The sequence below is a fragment of the Paenibacillus sp. PK1-4R genome (genome assembly GCF_030369595.1).
GTDB lineage: Bacteria > Bacillota > Bacilli > Paenibacillales > Paenibacillaceae > Paenibacillus.
On the sequence record NZ_CP126535.1, the window covers coordinates 1096077 to 1116776 of the forward strand.

The following is a 20700-nucleotide window of genomic DNA, read 5'->3' on the forward strand; positions in this document are numbered from 1 at the left end:
ACGAGGTCTCACATGACAACAATAAAAGTAACACCTGAACAGTTGATATCTGTTTCGAAACAATTTGCAGCAGCTCAGAATCAGGTTTTTCAGATGAATAACATCTTGAAACAACATTTATTCGAAATCGAAAGGCAGTGGGATGGTAGCACGAAGGAAAGGTTTTATATTGATTTTATGGTTGTGCAGCGGGTGATGGATGACTTTGTTTCACTATCCTTATCCATCGCCAAGGAGCTCGAAGGGCATGCGGAAAAATTCAGACTTGCTGATCAGGAAGCTGTACAATCCTATGATGTGAATTGCGTACCACCACCGCCGGATGAATGCAGGGCACCATTAGCCGATACACGTAATGCTTTTCAGAAGTCTGCTGACAGTTTAGTCGAATTGGGACAAGCCTTTATGCAATCTGCGGATGATCGATATCAAAAGCGTTATGATAGTGTAGGTGGATTTCTGGATTATTGGACATTTGGTATTCCAAGTGGTCTTGTTCAGGGGTATGTAGACAGGGCGGATAAAGCATTCAACTCTCCGAATGATGCTGCCAACTGGCTCACGTTTGGTATCCATGGAACGATACGGGAAGCCACCTTTCCGACCAATGCCTGGTCCAGTGAACACTGGGCGAATATGATTGGGTTGGGAGGTCTAATGGTTGGAGGGGGTTATGCTTCCACGATGATCAAGCCGCATAATCTTCTGACTTCGTCAGGAGGCGGTGCGAAGATTAATTCATTCAATCGTCCGCCTGGTACAGGGCAGTTAACAGGTGGCTTTAATGGACTTCAAGATCAACGCCTTCGAGTTCTAGATAACATTGCTGAGAGTAAAAAGGCGAGAGAATCCTCTAAGTTTTCCGAATATCTGGAGAAGGAAAAAGAGGCGGGGACAGGGGATTATCGACAAATTTCATCTGATGGTTTAAGAAATGAAATAGAACTAACAGATGCTCAGAAAACTGAATTGGTTAGTTACTCTGTAAGATTAGGTTTTCCGGAAGAGAATATAGTATTTCGAGAACATTGGAATACCGGTATGATGTATGACAGACTGTATATCAATACAGATGTTTTACCAGCAGAGTCTCTTGGAATAGGCACATTAAGTGCGAATACACGTGTTTCGGGTAGAGCTACTATAGCTCATGAGATTATTGGACATTATGAAGCGTATAAAAGCGGAAGAGCTTTCGAATTATATAATCTTGATGATGCAACGTATGCGCGAAATTTTGCGTTGGACGAAGCACAAGCCAGTATAAGAGCAGCGAGATTTGCCCCAGAGTTAACTTCTGTAGAGAGAATAACACTACTCAGAGATGCGATTACGAGATTGAAAAATGCAGATCTCCGTGTAAAGGATGTAAAAAACGAACTTTATATTCAACATAGATAGAAGGAGAAGGGATTGTAATTATGTATAAATTAATGAATGTTGGAGATATTTTTGAATCGTCAGAACATGGCACTATTTTAGTGGGAATTAATCCTGATCTTGATAATCTGAGCCATGATCAAATTAAAAAGCGAATCAATAATTATATATTTGTACGAACACCTGACAATAAAGAATTTTCAATAGAAGTGGTTTCAATACAAATCTCAAGTTCGTTAATGAATAAAAAAAGCATTGGAATATGCGTTGGTAAATCAATAAGACAATCCGAGATCCCTATTAACTCAATAGTGTATACACAAAACTCCTAATACTGATCCAATGAACAAAGCTACCACGGCCATGATAGCGTTTTTATATTAACCCAATATTTTCTTGCCTAATTCGACATATTCGTTTACTATTTTCCCATACATAGTGCTTCAAGCATGCGTTTTTTGGGTAGCGCCTAGTCAAAAAGGCTTGGGTTCACGGGAGAGGAAGAGGAGCGGATGATTGGTTTTTTTAGAAAACGTTTGGTGGTGCGCATTGTTGCAGTAGTCACACTGGTCATTACGATTATAGCCGTTGGAAGCATGCTGTTACAGGTGGCCAATATGAAACTAGCTGCGCAGAAGGCCATTTCGAGTTACAACATCCAGATTGCTCAGAGTTATGTGAATCAGCTGGATACAGCATCTTATGCCGAGTTTGCCAAGGACCCCAAGGAGAATGACGAATTCGTGAAGATTCGTGATGAATTGGATGACTTTCGCGTAAGCATTGGTGCAATGTATGTGTATTTCGTCAAAATAGATGACAAAGGTACGCCACTTATTATGGTGGACGGCATGAAGGATACAGATAAAGCCTCGCCTATTAATGAAGTAACGGATGTCCCTCAAGAGGCTGTGCAGAAGCTGTTGCAGGGGCAAACAGCCAGTTCTTCGATTATTAACAATGAGGAGTACGGCGACTATATTTCCTCTTACGCTCCCATGCTGGATAGTAATGGCGCTGTAACAGGTGTAATTGGTATCGATACGGCGGTATCGGTCATCGGAAGCATTGAATCGGATATTATGAAATCGAGTATTCCCTTCTATGCCTTATTGCTACTAATTACACTTATAGGCATTGCTGTTGTCATGTGGTTTATCGTAAGAGGACTGCGACCACTTCAACCGCTGAAGGCGAGTGTGGAAAAAATGGCACAGGGTGAGCTTGCAGAAGCGAATCAAATTTTGACGTCATATCGTTTGCGGAGTGAAGATGAGATTGGAACCACATATCAAGCGATGATACATATGTCCGGTAACTTGAATAAGATTGTGAGTAACATGGTTGAAGGCGTAGCAGTAACCACAGATATTTTATCGGAATCAACGAAGGAATTTAATCGCAGTACCGAAGAGATGCTTGAGATGGGCAAGACGGTTGATCAATCTGTCGAACAGATTAGGCAGGGTGCACATACGCAGAAGCAGGGTGCAAGCGATAGCGCGCATGCGATGGAAGAGATTGCAAAAGGCATAACGGATATTTCCGAATCCTCGATGGTTGTATCGGATGCGGCAACAAGTGCGCTTTCTACGGCGGAGTCCGGTAAACAGAGCATGACACTGATGAAAACACAGATGGAGAGCATCTCAAATGTCTCAAGTGAAGTTGTAGCGATGGTCCAGGTGCTGAACAATTACTCCCAGGAAATTGGTGGTGCCCTGCACACGGTTCGTGATTTTGCGAGTCAGACGAAGTTGCTTGCGCTTAATGCATCCATAGAGGCAGCACATGCAGGAGAACACGGCAAAGGTTTTGCGGTTGTGGCGGATGAAGTTCGGAAGCTTGCTGAGGCCTCAAGCACATCCATGGAACGGATCTCCGACTTGTTGCTTCGTATTCAACAAGAATCACAGCAGATTGGCTCACAGATGGGGGTTACTGCAACCGAGATTGGACAAGGTGTTACGATTACCGCAGAAGCGGAGCAAGCTTTCGCTCATGTAGTTGATGCGTTCCAACTGGTGACCAGCCGCATTCAGGAAGTCTCCGCTGCGGCAGAGGAAATCTCGGCAGGATCGGAAGAGGCTGCAGCCTCCGTCAATACGATCTCGCAGATATCAGCTGGTGTGTCGGATCATTCGGATGAAATCTATCGCTTGATGCGTGAACAATCGGCCATGTTCAACAGGGTGGCGCAGACCTCCACAATGCTGGAGCAGCAGACGAACGAGATGAGTGAAGCCGTACGTAAAGTTAAAGTATAGTTTGAGTAAGGTGTAGTAATAGTAACGCAAAAAGTAGTTAGAAAAGTGTTCCGCTCTTGGAGAAGTTGGTGTTCATCCCAAACTTCCTTCAAAGGGTGGAGCACTTTTTTAGATTTAAACTTTTAAATGATCAAGCTCTATCGCCTGTCTGAAGCGTTGGGCGAATCGTTCTGCGGCTAGGGCGGCCTCCTTGGACTCCGTCTGTACGAAGCCAATTTGCATTTTGGGTTGATCGATTCCAGCGATCTCCACCATCTTCACCAGACCTTCTTTCCATAATTGATTTTGGTGAAAGGAAAAGTCGTGACCAATCGTGGCGGCAATATCGTTTCTTAATACCATGTTGATGGCTTCTGAATTATTTGTTTTAAACAGAATGGACAGAGGTCCATGATCATAGGTGAATTCCTTGATGAAGTCTTCGATGAAACCATCTCGATAGAGTGCCAGCTTGTGTTCTTTTAATTGATCAGGTGAAACACGGGGGTGCTTGGCAAGTTCAGACAGGTGATGCGTACCAACTACCAGCTTACCCGAGTACATGGGACTGAAGTGAAGTCCATCGAATTCCCGCAGCTGTTTCGCATAGATCGCGATAAAGCCCAGATGGGTTTTGTTATTGCGAATATCCTCGATAATTTCCATGGACCCTTTCTCTTCAATGGAGATGTTAAGTTGCGGGTGCTCGCGCTTCATATCCGCAGCAGACCGGACAAGATAGGGCATAACACTTGGAAAAGTAGCCACATGAAGCTCTCCGCTAAGAGAGGAGGCTTCTGCGTTCAGGGATTTCAATTCATCAATCCGCTGTAAAATGTCCAGTGCCTTGGCAATGAATTGTTTGCCTTCAGGAGTGGGATGAGTTCCCTGCCGCGAGCGTTCGAACAGGATGATACCCAATTCTTTCTCCAGACGATGAACCGATTGGCTGATCGCCGATTGTGTGACATGCAGATGCTCTGAGGCGGCGGAGAATGATTGCGTCTTCGCAATTTCAACGACATATTCGAGCTGTTCCAGATTCATGATTTCATCTCCGTTTAGCATTAATACAACTAATGTTAACATTAGTATCTATAAATATGAATAATACATGAACAGCGATATAATATATAGACAAGCGTTATAGTTTTTTACTATATAAGTAGAACCTTTCTTTTACACCAGAAACGCAGAGTGCAGAACCAATCTGAAGAAGCAGAGCGTGCGCCTTTATCACCGGATTTTTCCCTTGGATCAAGGGAGTGAAGAAAATCTGGGGATAAGAGCGATCGAAAGATGGTACTGCAACCAGCGTAATTAGGTGTAACATGTCTAGTTCAACTTATATAGACAATCATATAAAGGGGATGAACTTCATGAAAGCAGCAGTATGGTATGCCCATAAAGACGTGCGTGTGGAAGAACGGGAGGTTCCGGTTGCTCAAGCGGGTCAGGTCAAAATTAAAGTGGAATATGCGGGGATCTGCGGCAGTGACTTGCATGCTTATCATCATGGTGTGGGGATTCAAGAAGGCGAGAATCATCCGCTCTCAGGACAGAAAGCACCGCTGACACTGGGTCATGAATTTGCAGGAACCGTGAGTGAATTGGGAAGCAATGTAAGCGGTATCAGTGTAGGGGATCGAGTTGTGGTAGAGCCATTGTACCATTGTGGAAAATGCGAGTACTGTATCCAGGGGCGCTATAACCAATGTGCTCAATTTGGATTCGTTGGACTGAATGGTGATGGTGGTTTTGCGGAGTATGTTGTTGTTGAAGCATACATGGTTCATCCTATACCGGATAACGTATCTTTCGAAGAAGGCGCGCTCGTAGAGCCTACGGCAGTAGCCTTTCACGCGGTTCGTCACAGCAAGCTGAAAGTGGGGAACAAAGTAGCCGTATATGGAGCAGGTCCAATTGGATTATTGACCATTCTGTCTGCCAAAGCTGCAGGAGCCTCTGAGATCTATGCAGTTGATGTATTTGAGGAACGTCTGGACTTGGCAGCCAAGCTGGGAGCGATTCCGGTGAACAGTGCCAAAGTTAATGCAACAGAGGTGATCTTGCAACAATCGGGTGGCATTGATGTGGCTTATGAAGCAGCGGGTGTACAACCAACGATGGATAGCGCCATTGCGGTTGTCAAAAAAGGTGGAGAAGTTGTTGTCATCGCTGCGATACCAAATCCGCTTCAAGTGAACTTCTTCGATCTTCTGGTCAAAGAAGCGAATCTAACGGCAACGCTGGCATATCGCCACATTTTCCCTGAAGTGATTTCATTGATTGCAGAAGGGTCGCTCGATGTGAAACAGGTCATCACCAAGAAAATTAAACTGGACGACATCGTGCAGGAAGGACTTGAGCTGTTGATGAGCGACAAGAGCCATGCGAAGATTTTGGTGGAGATTGGCGGCTAAAAAATCAATAGCGATGTATCATTTCAAATGCTAATTGATCATCTATAAACGTAAAAAAGACCGTTCATGAAGATGATCGGTCTTTTTTACATTTCATTCTCTGTTCGCTGATCCCGGGTGGCTGTTACCCAACACTAGGAATCATAACGGTAACAGATCGCCTTGCCCCCGCCACTCTCGGAGCTGAATTCCTCATCCTCTGTAAATCCAAAACGCTCATATAAACGGATGGCATTGACCATCTGACCGCCCGTATATAAGTACACCGTATTTTTGCCCATTTCTTTGGCAGAATCTACGCATTGCTGGAGCAATACTCTGGCAATCCCGTGACCTCTCCATTTTGGATCAACACCCAACAGCCGAATAAACGGATAATCGATTGGCAATTCAAAGTTTGGATAAGCCTTGCGCGCTGTTTCGAATAATTGGACTGTACCGACAATCTGATCATCAATCTTCGCGATCCATAATTGTGTCAGGTACGGATTAACCACAGACTCTCGAATGTCTTTCAGGTAGGCTTCCCATCGTTCATTTTGTTCAAAAGTCTCCCGATACTCGGCATAACTTGCAACAAGGATATCTACAATCTCTGGATGGTCTGCTTCTGTGGCAGGATGAATCGTAACGGCAGCCGTTGTCATCTTATAATTCCCCTTCTCTTATGGGTTAAGTATGGAATATAGTTTTCTTGCATTTTACCATAACGGATTCAATCCGATTCATTCAAATTTTCTATAGGTAACTCAGTCATTTCTATTGATCAAAGCATATCAGCGATTGAGCTGTGTGGAATACAGATGATTGCGATATTCGGTTGGCGTATTGCCTTCGTACTGCTTGAACATGCGCAGAAACAGCTTGTAGTCGGAGAAGCCGCACTGTCCGGCAATTTCTTTTACACTGGCATTGGTGTTCAGCAGCAATTGTTTTGCCCGGCGAATACGTTCTGTGAGGATATAGGTTTTGAGCCCGGTACCTTTCTCGCGTTTCACCATTTTGGAGATATAGTCTTTGTTAAAATTAAAATTTTCCGCAATCTGACTCACCGTGATGTTTGTATGCAGATGAATATCCACCCACTTGCAGATATGGTCCACAATTGCATTGTGCGGGCGATAATCTGCCTCTATATTGCGCTCCAGTTCTCTGAACAACAATAACAAAGCAGCGTTGGCTTCCTCGGGTGAGAAGGATGACACATGCAGCAATTGCTTGAATAACTGATTGGCCATGGAAGGTACCTGAATGGTGGCATGTGTCCTAAACCAGTTGAATTCTGGCAGCATGGCATCATAGTGAACCCAGTAAAAGCTGACGGGGGCGTCGCTGATCTGGTAGCCATAGTGGGTGCGACCAGCGCGCAGAAACAACAGATCGTTGGCACGAACTACATATTGTTCCTCTTCTTCCGCGATGTACATCTCACCTTCCAGCATCAAAATAATCTCATGCACAGGCATGCTGCGTCTCATGTGGCTCCAGTTGCCTTCGGATATGAACTTGCCGCACAGGTAATGCTCCAGTGGCTTTTGCATAGGACGGATTTATCCACCTTTTCTTGGATTATGAGTCTGATGTAATTGTATTTTATTTGATAATATGAGGATATTCAAGCTCTAAAGTGGATTGATGAGTATTAGTCATATGGAACAGAACACGGATTTTACCCCTCAAGAATGAATGGATATCTATTACATCCCGAGAAGGAGTGAGTGTCATGATTGATACGAAAAAAGGATTTCTGGGACCGGAACATGTAGATTTGTTAAATGGTGTGTTCCAAACATCACAAGAGGTGGGGGAGCGTTACCTGTTATCGCTGGATATTGATCGATTCCTGGCTCCATGCTTCGAAGCTCATGGTTTACCTGCCCAAAAAGAGCGTTACGCGGGTTGGGAGGCACGTACCATCAGCGGACATTCCCTCGGACATTATCTGTCTGCCCTGGCTGTGACGTATCAGGCAACCGGGAATATCACGTTAAAAGAAAGACTGGATTATGCGGTTACCGAACTGGCGAGAATCCAGCAGACCACGGGGAGCGGGTATATCGGTGGTTTGTCCGAAGAACCTTTCCACATGGCTTTTCGAGCAGAGAATATTGGTGGATTCAATATCGGTGAATACTGGGTTCCCTGGTACAGTGTACACAAAATCTATCGTGGCCTGATTGATGCCCATAAACTCACTGGCAACGGACAGGCACTTGATGTAGTTACTCGATTTGCAGATTGGGCGGTAGAAGGTTTGCTCCCGATGACAGAAGAACAGATGCAGACGATGCTTCAAAGTGAACACGGGGGCATGAATGAAGTATTTGCACACTTGTATGGGATTACCGGCAAAGCCTTATATCTTGAGATCGCTAACAAGTTCACCCATCAATTGATCCTGAGACCCTTGGAGCACAAGCAGGACGATCTTCAAGGCAAACACGCCAATACGCAGATTCCCAAAGTGATCGGTGCAGCCGAAATCTACAACCAGGATCATACTCATGAGAGTTATCGGACAGCGGCAGAGTTTTTCTGGAACACCACGGTGCATCATCGTTCTTACGTATTTGGTGCGACGAGCATCTCGGAGCATTACGAAGCAAAGGGCATGGAGAGTCTGGGCATCAAAACAGGAGAGAGCTGTTGTACTCACAACATGTTACATCTAACGAAGCAACTCTTCGCCTGGAATCACGATAGTGCCTACATGGACTATTATGAAAACGCCATCTATAATCACATCCTCGGCGCGCAGGACCCCGATACAGGGAACAAAACGTATTTTGCATCAACGCTGCAAGGCCACTACAAAATCTATGGTACTCACGATACCGCTTGGTGGTGCTGCACAGGATCAGGCATGGAGAACCCGGGCAAATATGCCGAGGCCATCTATTTTGAGGATGAACAGGACCTGTACGTCAACCTGTATATCGCTTCCCAATTGGATTGGGCGTTACAGGGATTATCCCTGAAGCTTGAAACCGACTTTCCTTATTCGGAAAAGGTGACCCTGACGATCACCGGAGGCAACGCCTCGGCCCATCTAAGATTACGCGTGCCCTCATGGCTGCAACAGCCAATGACGGCAACGGTTAATGGGGATACGGAACATCCGTATACACGGATGGAACCCGGTTATCTTTCCATCGACCGCACATGGACAACGGGCGATGTCATCACAATCACACTGCCGATGTCACTCCGCCAGTACACTTCCCGGGATGATGCCCACAAAGTAGCCTTCTTGTACGGCCCAATTGTACTCGCTGGTGCACTAGGAAACGAGGGTCTTCCCGAGGATACGATTGTGGACGAAACAGCGCTGAATCCCAAGACTGCACCTGTACCTGTAATCTGGACAGAGCAGGAGGATGTACGAGAGTGGATCAAGGTTGTGGATGCAGATACGTTAACATTTGAACTTAGCAAAGATGTTACTTCCACAGGCGAAGCCGTGAAGCTCATTCCGTTCTATGATGTGCATCACGAATTTTATACCGTGTACTGGCCGTTTAACGATGAAGGGGATGCGCTGGAGAAAGAGTTGAACGATATCACGATCGACAGGGTTCAGGCTGACGGTCAGCAGGATGAGATTGGACATCAACTGGATAGCAACTGCCGTGGTGAGCACCACAACGGTTCAATTACAGATGGCCGTAAGAAGTTGCATATGTGGCGAGAGGCTTATGGTGTCAGTGGGGCTTACTTCAGTTACCAACTGGCGGTGGATCGCAGCGCAACCAATTATCTGTGTGTGGCCTATTGGGGTGGAGATTATTCGACGTTTGAACGGGAAGGTACGTTATATAACAGACAATTCACCATTACCGTGGATGGCACACGCATTGGAGAGCAGCGAATTCATATGAACAAAATCGGCGACGTATTCTATGTGACCTATGATATTCCTGAGACCGTTACTTCGGGCAAGGAGAATGTTACGGTCATGTTCCAAGCGAAGGGTGACAATGGCTGTGCCGGGAAAGTTGTCGAGGTACGCACCATGAGAAGCAAACCGGAATCCCTGATCTTGTAAGTCAGGAATTGGATAGAACGACATCCATAGTAATGTGAACTTTTAGGGCGAGTCGCATACGAGTCGCCCTGGAAGTCTACAAATTGGAGCTTCTATACTAACCATTCATTTTTCAACAATGCCCATTGAAAAGTGTTCTCATATTTAGGTGTGCCGTCTTCATATTTGGTAAATGAAATAAATTCAACAAAACAACCTTCTTTACGCATGCCTACTCGTTCGCATAATTTCTGTGATCTATAGTTATCATCCTCAACATATGCATAAAGTCTTCTGGCATCTTTTTGCAGAAAGAGATAAGACAAAAGAGTCTCCACACTTTCGCTGGCATAACCTTTACCTTCATATTGAGCATTGAAATTCCAACCAATAGAATATGTATCTGGCTCTTCTTTTAGAAGGAATAACTCTCCGATTAGATCACCGCTATCTTTTATGCAGACTGCAATATAAGAGTCATCTTCGCTTCTTTTTTTAACTTTTAGAGAAGCTTCTTCGAGAGTGGATGTTCTTTCGTCAAGGAAGCAGTTCACCCTTGGATTTGACAAATAATCCAATAGACCTTGAGCATGTTCCTCGGAGAAATTTCTCAGTATTAACCGATTGGTTTCAATATCTTGCATGAGAATGAGAACCTCCTAATTCGAATGTAGGTACTGTTTCTTAGAACAGATTATACCATGGACCAATCTAAGGCTTCGAAGGTGTTGCCCAGGCTGATTGAAGCATCTTCAACGGACACCAACGCATCCGCCTATCTCATATACTCCGGCACCTTTACCGGGGTATTTATTTTGCTCTTTTTTCAGACAAGTCTTATATAAAAAATGACACGCATAGATATTTTCCACGTATTACCTGATAACATTTCTTTTTCCACCCTCTGCTGTTTGAGAAGACGTACTTCTACAGATTGACCACAAAATTTCCTGCCAAGTTCCACGTTGTCCCTGAAAATATGAAATGGGATAAGCCCAAACCACGTATATTATGAGTATTCAAATATCCAATCATATCCACCTGAGAGCGTTAACATCATGTACAATAAGAATAAGTTGAACAGGAAAATTACGACATGAAGCACCAATATATAACATGAAAGGAGGTCGGATGATTGAACATGATCAAGTACATAAAATTGTTGGGAGTAATCCTCGGTATTGTGGCTGTGAATGTTCTCGCATTCTCACCCGGCTTTATCGGGCTGAATTTCGAGGGAGGGGCATTCACAACTGCGTTATCCGTTACCCTGTTGTTCGGCAGTGCAATGGCACTCATATATGGCAGTTACACCTTGCTGTTCAGGCAACCGGTAGTCCTGCCCGTGAAGCATATTGAAACGCATGAAAATTATGTGGAAGCCTTATCTTTTTATAGACGCATCAAAGTCCTCGAAGAAGATATTACGCTAGGGCTGTCCCAACTTAGCCGAATGAAAAAGAAGAAAGAAACACTCCTGAATGTGCTCCATCAACGATTTGATCCCGGGGAACTGAGCTACAAGAAATTTGCTTCGGTCACAATGGAAGTGGAGAAGCTGTTGTACCTGAACATCCGCAGTGTGCTGAACCGGTTGAATGTATTTGATGAAGCTGACTATGCCAACATGATGAAATCCAAATCCGAAAGCATTCCCCAGAAGCTTTTTCAGGAAAAAACCAAGGTATACAACGATTATCTGTCTTATGTGAAAAATGCATTACACACCAATGAGGAAGTTTTGCTCAAGCTCGATCAGTTGTTACTGGAGATTTCACGTCTCGACAGCTTTGAAGCCGGAAATATTGAACAGATGCCTTGTATGCAGGAGATTGATCAGTTAATCAAGCACACCAAATTATACAGACAGTGAGGGGTTGCTCGTATGGCCAAGAAGGGAAAGTTTTTTTTCATATCGATTGTAATGCTGGTACTCGTATTTGGTCTGGTCTATGCAGGGATTACACTGACGTCGAATTTTGGCAAGTCAACCACACAGGTGAGCACAGAGAATGCAGGTAAGGAACTGGGGAAACTGTACGCGGACATTGCGCCAGCGACGGCGGAACCGGTCAAAGGACAGATTGATCTCGACCCGGTCGATGTGGCAGAATCACTGCCGGATATCTCCAAATTTGCGATTGCCGTAGAGAATACAACGAATGATTACGTCGAAATCTTCTCTTCCACAGAGAAGTCAGGCAGCGGGGTAGACGGCTGGTTAACCGAAGTGGGCGAGGAGTTCAACAAAGCAAATATCACCGTTGGTGGGAAACAAGTATCGGTCAAAATCCGCAACATTGCTTCCGGAACGGCTACCGATTATATCAAGTCTGGTAAGTATATACCGGATGCATTCACACCTTCCAATGAACTTTGGGGCGAGATGGTTGAGGCCAGTGGGGTGAAAACAGAGATGGTATCCGAGCGATTGGTCGGGAATGTTCCGGGTATTGTTATCTCCAAAGCCAAATATGATGCACTGGTTGATACGTACGGCTCCGTTAATGTGAAAACCGTAACCGAAGCCATTGCCAACAATGAACTCGCGATGGGATATACCGATCCATTTGCCAGCTCCACAGGACTGAATTTCCTGGTGACCGCACTGAATACGTATGACAGCGCCAACCCGCTTGGCGAGAAGGCTATTGAAGGGTTCGAAAAATTCCAGACGAATGTACCGTTTACAGCGTCAACAACGATTCAGATGAGGGAGGCTGCGAAGTCCGGCAGACTGGATGCCTTTGTACTCGAATACCAGACGTATGTGAATACCGCTGATCTGAAGAGTGGATACGTTTTTACACCATTTGGCGTGAGACATGACAGCCCGCTGTATGCACTAGGTCAACTGCCGCAGAACAAACAGGAGATTATCCAGAAGTTTGCGGAATTCGTAACCCAGGCGAAGTACCAACAATCGGCGGAAGAGTTCGGTTTCAACGGGCTGCAGGATTACAAATCCGAACTGGCCACTGTGGATGGCGGCACGTTGCTGTCCGCGCAGAAAGTATGGAAAGAGAAGAAGAATGGCAGTAAACCTATTGCTGCCGTGTTCGTGACAGACGTGTCTGGAAGCATGGACGGCGAACCGCTTAACCGACTGAAGGAGTCCCTGCGCAAAGGGCAGAAGTACCTGGGCACAGACAACAGTATTGGCCTGGTTTCTTACTCCAGCGGCGTAACCGTGAATCTGCCGATTGCCAAGTATGATACGAACCAACAGTCCATGTTTGTTGGAACAGTTGATAGTCTACAAGCTGGCGGTGGTACAGCGACCTTTGATGGAATCGTGGTGGCAATGAAGATGCTGGAAGATTATATGGCTGCTAATCCGAACGTGAAGCCGTTGATTTTTGTCCTGAGTGATGGCGAGACCAACGAAGGTCATACCCTCAAGGATATCCGGGATCTGGTCGAGACGTACAAAGTGCCAATCTATACGATTGGGTACAACGCGGACATCAAGGCTTTGGAGAGTATCTCCAGCATTAACGAAGCAGCAAGCATCAATGCCGATACCGACGATGTCGTGTACAAGATTGGTAACCTGTTTAACGTACAGATGTAAATTTAAAGGGGGAACTGTAGATGTCATTTTCAATGGAAATACCAAGCCAGAAGGAAATTCAGAAGGTGATCGAAGAAGAGGTGAAACCTGTGCCTGCCGAGGTTGCGGAGCTTCAACAAGTGGCAAATGCCAACGTAGAGATGATCATGACACTGGATCTCGAATCCCTGGAGAAGCGCAAAGAGATTTTGCAATCCATTGACGGCTTTGGCATGAACACGATGAGATCCTCTTCTGAGAAAAACGCCTTGCTTCAAGTCTCCGTTGGACATCTGTCCAAGACGGGAGACGAGGGCGGTCAGGTCGCCAAAGGCTTGACCGAGCTGCATATGCAATTGAAGGATCTCGACCCGAGCGTAGTCGACTTTGCCAAGACCGGTTTCCTCGGGAAATTATTCAATCCGCTTCGCGCCTATTTCCTGAAATACCAGAAGGCTGACGCAGTCATTGCTGACATCGTAACCTCTTTGGATAAAGGCAGATCCACCCTGCGTAATGATAATACAACGCTGGAGATTGAACAGCAGAACCTGCGGGAACTTACCAAACGACTGCAAAAGGAAATTCAGCTTGGCGTGCTCATGGATGAGTCCATCGACGCGCAGATTGAAGCCGCCAAGGTTCGGAATGAAGACCCCGAGAAAGTCCGCTTTATTACGGAAGAAGTATTATTCCCGCTTCGTCAGCGGGTGATGGATCTACAGCAGATGTTAGTGGTGAATCAGCAGGGCATCATGGCGATTGAAGTGGTGATTCGCAACAACAAGGAACTGATCCGAGGCGTAGACCGTGCGAAGAATGTAACGATCTCGGCACTGAAAATTGCCGTTACGGTAGCGAGTGCTTTGTATAACCAGAAGATTGTATTGCAGAAGATTGAATTGTTGAACCAGACAACCAATGATCTGATCGCCGGAACATCCAAGATGCTCAAGGATCAGGGGATTGCTATCCAGAAGCAAGCATATGAAGCCAGCATCTCCGTGGATACGATGAAGCAGGCGTTCACCGATGTGCTGTCTGCGCTTGACTCCATCAGTCTTTATAAGCAGGAAGCCCTGCCAAGAATGCGCGAGACGATTAACCAGTTCCGTGAACTTGCGGATACCGGAGAGCAGCAGATTCAACGGTTGGAGAAGGGGCAGAAGCTGGGGTTGTAATGAGCAGATTAAGCCCAAGGACATAATCTGTCGGAAAAGACTCCCACGGAGTCTTTTTTGATATAAGCTTTGCTTAATTCATGGCATTGCTCCCGGGTACTGAAAATTCGACGAACAGAATCATTCCGATCTCCCTTTTGCTGATGGGGAGCTGCTTAGTGTTTTAATCCAACCATTGATGGAATCTCCATATACAATTATAGCCAATTGAATTAAAATTAAAGAGGTTTGTAGTCGGGGAGTTGGACTAACTATATACAGGAAATAGAGGGATACGATGAAGGGTCAGAAGGTTTTTGCCATACTGCTGGGGGCGTCTGTTGTATTGAGCGGTTGTGGCGGGATTGAGATTACCATTAAGGAAGAAGGGAAGAGCCAAGAATTACAGGAGACAACCAAACCAGTTGTACAGTCAGATGTAGTTCAAGGCGGAGAGCAGGTAGAGCTAGCGGTTGACTCGAAGAGTGAAGCTCAAACGGAAGTTAACAAGGTTCAAGAAGATACGGCTCAGGGAATAGCAGTAGAGAAGCCTAAGGAAGAAGCTAGCTACGCTGTGGCTGAGACGTCAGCAGAACAAAGTATTGATTATCTGAAGCCAACGTCTTCAGAAATAAATCTGCGCGTTGCACCTAGTATCAATGCAAGATCAGTAGGTATCCTATACCAAGACGATGAAGCTGTATATTTGCACCGCAAAAATTTTGACCCCTCGGACGGTCGTACCTGGTATCAGGTAAGTATTTCGGATGGAAGCATCGGATGGGTGAGCAGTAAAGTGGTGAAGCAATCGGATGGTCGTTATTACGAAGGAAATGCGTATTCCACATCTAAAGCGCAGTTCGTGACCGTATCGGTGGCCCATGCCAATATGCGAGATATACCTTCGATCAACGGATCTGCTGTTGCCGTTGTGGACAAAGGAGATCAATTAGAACACTGGGGCGGTTCCGTTTATGATCCATCGGATGGTCGTACGTGGTACGAAGTATGGACAAGTAGTGGGAAGTACGGATGGATTAGTGGCAAAGTAATCACTTGGTAGACGGGAGACTAGGATTTTTATATACCAACTTTAAAAGAGATACATATTAGCATTTTGCTATATTTACAAATTCTAAACGGACCAGAGCCTGAGGAGCACCAGCTTCTTTATTGAATTTACTCACTAGGATATGAGAAATACGTATATGGAAGATACATCCGCGAACTTACGGTTGAATGCAGGGTAACCTGCCGATTCAACCGTTCTTTTTATTTTGACAATATGGATCAAAGGCTAAGAAGGAGACTTTTATACAGGGGGACGCTTTAAAGTGTTGTCAGGCTTGTAATGGATGATCTTGAACAATTCCTCGGCCATGTAGGCGGGGCTGTGCTTGAAATCTTGTCTGATCCACTCCATGATCATGCCAAATATCGCATGAGATTGGTAGCTTGCCAATATTTCATGGTTGATGTGCGGAGGGAAGATGTGGTTCAGATCCTGTAAGGCCAGATCCCGAAGAACATCACAGATCATGCGCTGGAAGTTGGATGAAGCCTCAGATTTCACAACCAGTGTGTAGAATTGTGCGTGCTGGTGTACATGCTCAAATATAGTGATCGCCGAAGAGGGCATCAGATTGACTTCGAACTTTTCCTCATCCTGATAAGGTTTACGAAAAGAAGTTACCAGATCCTGAATCACATCATCGATGATTTCGTTGAACAGGTCTTCTTTGTACTGATAATGCCTGTAGAAAGTTCCCCGATTCAAGTCGGCTCGCTGCACAATATCCGTAATCGATATTTCTTTAAAGGGATGTTTCTGCATCAAATGGATGAGTGCATCCTTCAGTGCAGCTTTTGATTTTTTAATTCTTCGGTCCATCGAATTCATAGTTTCAGACATCTATTTTCCTCCTCGCGAGTTCACTTTATTAGTTAAAGTACATTCAGGCTTATAAGTGTTGTTTAACGTACAACTGGACAAGCTTTTACTGATTGAAGTGAAACGCTATGACTTATTATACTAAGGATAGGAGTTAATGAACATTTGTTTGTTAACTTAGTGTAAACGAATACACAAAGGAGGATACATGGAATGAAACTTCAAGATAAAGTTGCAGTTGTTACAGGTGCTGGTTCAGGTATGGGGAAAGCAATTGCCACGTTGTACGCCCAAGAAGGCGCGAAAGTCGTGGTATCGGATATTAACGAAGAATCCGCACAAGCGGTAGTGAATGATATTAAGGCCCAGGGCGGAGAAGCGATTGTCGTTCTGGCCAATGTAGCCAAAGAAGAAGACGTGCAGAATCTGATCGATACAACGGTGAGCACATATGGTACAGTAGATATTCTGATTAACAATGCGGGAATTATGGATGGCATGGAGCCGGCAGCAGATGTAACGGATGAGAAGTGGGAGAGATTGTTTGCTGTGAACACAACCAGTGTGATGCGGACAACGCGTAAAGTATTGCCAATCTTCCTGGAAAAACAAAAAGGTGTTATCGTGAACATTGCTTCGGCAGGGGGCCTACACGGCGGACGTGCAGGAGCAGCCTATACGGCGTCCAAACATGCGGTCGTGGGCTTCACCAAAAATACAGGGTATATGTATGCTGAGCAAGGCATTCGCTGTAACGCGATCGCTCCAGGCGCTGTGGCAACCAATATCAGCTCCTCCATGACAGGTATTAGCCATTTCGGTGCAGGGCGGCAACAGCTGGGCATGGCAATCAATCCACGCATCGGAACGAGTGAAGAGATTGCCAAAGTGGCTCTGTTCCTCGGATCTGACGAGTCCAGCTTCGTGAACGGAACTGTCGTTACAGCTGATGCAGGCTGGAGCTCTTATTAATCCATTCAAGTGCAGTCGAGCATGGAGTACGGAAATAGTGTGTGAATTAAGGAAGCCGCATGAGTATATGCGGCTTCTTTTTTTTGCACCTATGCACCTACGTACGGTGGATAACAGCATATTCCGTGTAGGACAAACGTTTGCATTACTACACGGATGCCCGAAATGAATCAATCTGAGGGTGGCTTTGGCTTGGAAAAGAGTGAGGATTCACGCACGATTAGACGATGGGGGATAATGACCGGATTATGAAGCTGTGGTTCCCCACTAAGAATTTTTAACAATACCTGAACGGCTGTATAACCAAGCTGATAAGTCCCGATGTCGATAGAGCTTAGGGGTGGAGAAGCCAGTTCCGATAATGCAATATTGTTAAAACTGACCACACTGATATCTTCAGGTACCAGATAATGAAGCTCGGCAAGAGCTCTCAATACCCCAAAGGCCACATTGTCATCGATGACAACAATTGCGGTGGGTCTGTCCGGCAAGGACATGAACAGCGACATCGCTCTGAATCCACTTTCCTGCAGAAATTCGCCTTCCACAATCCAATCACTATCCGCATCCAGCCCGGCTTGGGCAAGCGCTTTTTGGTATCCTAACATACGATCATGCGATAACGTAATGTCCGGAGGACCGCTGACAAATCCGATTCGCGTATGTCCCTGAGCGATTAGATGATGAGTAGCATCATAAGCAGTCTGCACATTATCGTTATCCACCATGGGGGCATTTGGATGAGCTTCACTGCGACCGATTAACACAAAAGGAAACTTTTCCGCTTCCAAAAATGAAATGATAGGATCGTCTCGCTTGGACCCAAGCAGCAGAATGCCATCCACTCTACGGCCATGCACAAGGCGGGATATCGCATGCAGTTCATTGTCTGATGATGTTTCAGTTGTTAGCAGCAATTCATAATTCATACGGGTGGCATGTGTAATAATACCTCGCAGCAGTTCCCCGAAAAAGTAATTCTGAAACAACTCTTCTGCAGGACGCGGAAGCATAATCCCAAGGGTATGTGTTGTTTTGGAAACCAGGCTCTTCGCGATGATGTTGGGATGGTAGTTCAATTCTTTCATGATTTGCTTCACTTTGAGAGATGTCTTGGTGCTGATTCTGGGATGGTTGGAAATCACCCGTGATACTGTAGAAGGGGAAACACCCGCCAATTTGGCAATATCCTTGATCGTAATCATGTAAAAAATCCCTTCTGAACAATCGTATAAATATTCTCCTATGGTAATCCAAAGGATACGAGAAATCAATTGCTAACTGCCGAGTAAGGGATGCACGTGAAGTAAATTTAAGGAAGAAAGAGTCAGAACAAGGAAACAGGAAATTACTGTAGGTAGAAGAGAGGAAATGGTTAAAATTGAGCAAATATGGCTTGTGCAAACGTTTGTGCAAAGAAAGTACATTATTGTATGATGTGATTGTTATTGTAGCGCTTACATCGTTGGATTTACATACTTCTTGACTTTTTTACCCCTACATATTGAACGGAGAGGTCATCTTGTCTTCCATTTGAGCAAACGTTTGTACAAAAGGGAATATGGGATGCAAAACCTGACAACATACGCAGACAAAAGGGTGAAAAGCGCGAACTTTGTTGGACCAAGCAGAGGGAAGGGGACATTTTACATGAGAAAATGGCAAGGGGCAACATTGTCCGTCATGATGGCTTTTACACTGGCTGCGTGCGGTGCTGGAGGCGGAAGTCCATCTCCAACTACGGCAGGTGAGAATCCGGAGGAAGTTGTAGAGCTGACATCCGAGAACCTTCAACCGGAAGAAGGGGCGACCCTGGTGATCTGGGAGGATAAAAATCAAAGCAGCTTTATTGAGCAAAGGGTCAAAAAATTCGAAGAAAAATATGGGGTAACGGTCAAAATGGAGGAATTACCTCCAACCGATCAGGTAACCAAGCTGACGACGGATGGCCCAGCGGGTCTGGCGGCAGATGTGGTTGTTTTCCCGCATGATAAGATTGGTAGCGCTTCAGAAGCGGGACTTATTCTGCCCAATGACATATTCGAAGCAGAGACCGTAGAGAACACCAGCGACAACGCGCTGAAGGCAGTGACGTTCAAGGATATCCTGTACGGCTATCCGTACAGCGTTGAGACCTACGCTCTTTTTTACAACAAAACATTGTATCCAGAAGCTCCGAAAAACTTCGATGAGATTATCAGTTTCGCCAAGACGTTCAATAATGTGAAGTCCAATCAGTATGCGCTGATGTGGGAATTGCAGCAATTTTACTATAACTATGCGTTCCTGGCTTCACAGGGCGGTTATATTTTTGGAGATAACGGGATGGATAGCACGGATCTCGGTCTGAATAACGAAGGAGCCCAGAAGGGTGGACAGTTCTTGCAGACGCTGAAGTCGGAAGTACTGCCGCTTAAGATGGGTGACGTGAACTATGATATCAAAAAAGGATTATTCTCCAGCGGTAAGCTGGCTATGGACATTAACGGTCCGTGGACCATTGCCGATTATCGCAATGCAGGTATCGACTTCGGCGTTGCTCCGCTTCCAGCAATCGATGGCAAACCGATGACCTCCTTCTCAGGTGTTAAAGCCTATTATGTGAATGCATTTACGCAATACCCGAATGCGTCGAAGCTCTTGGCAGCGTTCCTTTCCAATGAAGAAGCTCAGATGGAGAACTTTGACCTGAACGGTACACTTCCTGCGAACAAAAACGTAGCTGCTGATCCGAAGCTGCAAGAGGACCCAATCAATAAGGCATTCCTGGAACAGTTCAACAACTCAACACCGATGCCTTCGCTTCCTGCCATGGACAGCGTATGGGGACCGATCACTTCGGCCATTACGGATATATGGGATACCGATAAGGACGTGAAGGCGTCACTGGACAATGCAGTGAAACAGATCCAGGAAAGCCTTGCCACCGTCCAATAAGGACGAACGACGAATGCGAAGATATGCATAATTACTGCATAAATTGAACTACATATTTACACAAAAACGTAGAGGACAGAAGAAAGATGAAGAAGTGAAACTAAAAGCTTTCTG

General features: G+C 45.4%; 17 protein-coding genes. 11 read left to right on the top strand and 6 right to left on the bottom strand.

What is annotated here, in order from left to right:
* Window positions 1-12: 12 nt before the first annotated feature.
* The 3 genes from QNO02_RS04570 (at window position 13) to QNO02_RS04580 (ending at window position 3647) form a co-directional block, all read left to right on the top strand.
* Window positions 13-1401, top strand: coding sequence for a WXG100 family type VII secretion target (locus tag QNO02_RS04570; protein ID WP_289391235.1), 1389 nt, complete (start codon window positions 13-15; stop codon window positions 1399-1401).
* Window positions 1402-1421: 20 nt separating this feature from the next.
* Complete coding sequence (locus QNO02_RS04575; RefSeq protein WP_249911766.1) at window positions 1422-1712, top strand: hypothetical protein; 291 nt, start codon at window positions 1422-1424, stop codon at window positions 1710-1712.
* A 180-nt stretch (window positions 1713-1892) separates the two neighbouring features.
* A complete protein-coding gene (locus QNO02_RS04580; RefSeq protein ID WP_249911765.1) occupies window positions 1893-3647 on the top strand; it encodes a methyl-accepting chemotaxis protein in 1755 nt (584 codons plus the stop codon).
* A 114-nt stretch (window positions 3648-3761) separates the two neighbouring features.
* Here the strand turns inward: QNO02_RS04580 and QNO02_RS04585 are convergent, their stop codons facing one another.
* Entirely contained in the window at window positions 3762-4673 is a 912-nt protein-coding gene (locus QNO02_RS04585; RefSeq protein ID WP_289391236.1) for a LysR family transcriptional regulator, read from the bottom strand.
* A gap of 332 nt (window positions 4674-5005) precedes the next feature.
* On the opposite strand from QNO02_RS04585, the gene QNO02_RS04590 reads away from it, so the two are divergent.
* Window positions 5006-6049: a 2,3-butanediol dehydrogenase gene (locus tag QNO02_RS04590; protein WP_091034582.1), complete on the top strand. Its 1044-nt coding sequence runs from the start codon at window positions 5006-5008 to the stop codon at window positions 6047-6049.
* A 134-nt stretch (window positions 6050-6183) separates the two neighbouring features.
* Here the strand turns inward: QNO02_RS04590 and QNO02_RS04595 are convergent, their stop codons facing one another.
* Window positions 6184-6696, bottom strand: coding sequence for a GNAT family N-acetyltransferase (locus QNO02_RS04595; protein ID WP_091034581.1), 513 nt, complete (start codon window positions 6694-6696; stop codon window positions 6184-6186).
* A gap of 129 nt (window positions 6697-6825) precedes the next feature.
* Window positions 6826-7590: a helix-turn-helix transcriptional regulator gene (locus tag QNO02_RS04600; protein WP_289391237.1), complete on the bottom strand. Its 765-nt coding sequence runs from the start codon at window positions 7588-7590 to the stop codon at window positions 6826-6828.
* 182 nt (window positions 7591-7772) lie between these two features.
* On the opposite strand from QNO02_RS04600, the gene QNO02_RS04605 reads away from it, so the two are divergent.
* Entirely contained in the window at window positions 7773-10094 is a 2322-nt protein-coding gene (locus QNO02_RS04605; RefSeq protein WP_289391238.1) for a beta-L-arabinofuranosidase domain-containing protein, read from the top strand.
* Between the two features lie 92 nt (window positions 10095-10186).
* Here QNO02_RS04605 and QNO02_RS04610 read toward each other — a convergent pair whose 3' ends face one another.
* A complete protein-coding gene (locus QNO02_RS04610; protein ID WP_289391239.1) occupies window positions 10187-10717 on the bottom strand; it encodes a GNAT family N-acetyltransferase in 531 nt (176 codons plus the stop codon).
* A gap of 497 nt (window positions 10718-11214) precedes the next feature.
* On the opposite strand from QNO02_RS04610, the gene QNO02_RS04615 reads away from it, so the two are divergent.
* The 4 genes from QNO02_RS04615 to QNO02_RS04630 all read left to right on the top strand — a co-directional run bounded on the left by QNO02_RS04615 (window position 11215) and on the right by QNO02_RS04630 (window position 15849).
* Window positions 11215-11946: a hypothetical protein gene (locus tag QNO02_RS04615; RefSeq protein ID WP_353959113.1), complete on the top strand. Its 732-nt coding sequence runs from the start codon at window positions 11215-11217 to the stop codon at window positions 11944-11946.
* Window positions 11947-11958: 12 nt separating this feature from the next.
* Entirely contained in the window at window positions 11959-13647 is a 1689-nt protein-coding gene (locus QNO02_RS04620; RefSeq protein ID WP_289391241.1) for a vWA domain-containing protein, read from the top strand.
* Window positions 13648-13667: 20 nt separating this feature from the next.
* On the top strand, window positions 13668-14807 hold the full coding sequence (locus QNO02_RS04625) for a toxic anion resistance protein (RefSeq protein ID WP_017690481.1): 1140 nt from the start codon (window positions 13668-13670) through the stop codon (window positions 14805-14807).
* Window positions 14808-15084: 277 nt separating this feature from the next.
* The gene (locus QNO02_RS04630) at window positions 15085-15849 is read left to right on the top strand and encodes an SH3 domain-containing protein (RefSeq protein WP_289391242.1); all 765 of its coding nucleotides are present in this window, start codon (window positions 15085-15087) and stop codon (window positions 15847-15849) included.
* A gap of 249 nt (window positions 15850-16098) precedes the next feature.
* Here the strand turns inward: QNO02_RS04630 and QNO02_RS04635 are convergent, their stop codons facing one another.
* Entirely contained in the window at window positions 16099-16698 is a 600-nt protein-coding gene (locus QNO02_RS04635; RefSeq protein ID WP_289391243.1) for a TetR/AcrR family transcriptional regulator, read from the bottom strand.
* A gap of 192 nt (window positions 16699-16890) precedes the next feature.
* On the opposite strand from QNO02_RS04635, the gene QNO02_RS04640 reads away from it, so the two are divergent.
* Window positions 16891-17649, top strand: a complete 759-nt coding sequence (locus QNO02_RS04640) for an SDR family oxidoreductase (RefSeq protein WP_289391244.1) — start codon at window positions 16891-16893, stop codon at window positions 17647-17649.
* A gap of 170 nt (window positions 17650-17819) precedes the next feature.
* Here QNO02_RS04640 and QNO02_RS04645 read toward each other — a convergent pair whose 3' ends face one another.
* The gene (locus QNO02_RS04645) at window positions 17820-18854 is read right to left on the bottom strand and encodes a LacI family DNA-binding transcriptional regulator (protein ID WP_091034562.1); all 1035 of its coding nucleotides are present in this window, start codon (window positions 18852-18854) and stop codon (window positions 17820-17822) included.
* 445 nt (window positions 18855-19299) lie between these two features.
* Here QNO02_RS04645 and QNO02_RS04650 point away from each other — a divergent pair, with 445 nt between their 5' ends.
* The gene (locus QNO02_RS04650) at window positions 19300-20586 is read left to right on the top strand and encodes a sugar ABC transporter substrate-binding protein (RefSeq protein ID WP_289391245.1); all 1287 of its coding nucleotides are present in this window, start codon (window positions 19300-19302) and stop codon (window positions 20584-20586) included.
* The last annotated feature ends 114 nt before the right edge of the window (window positions 20587-20700 follow it).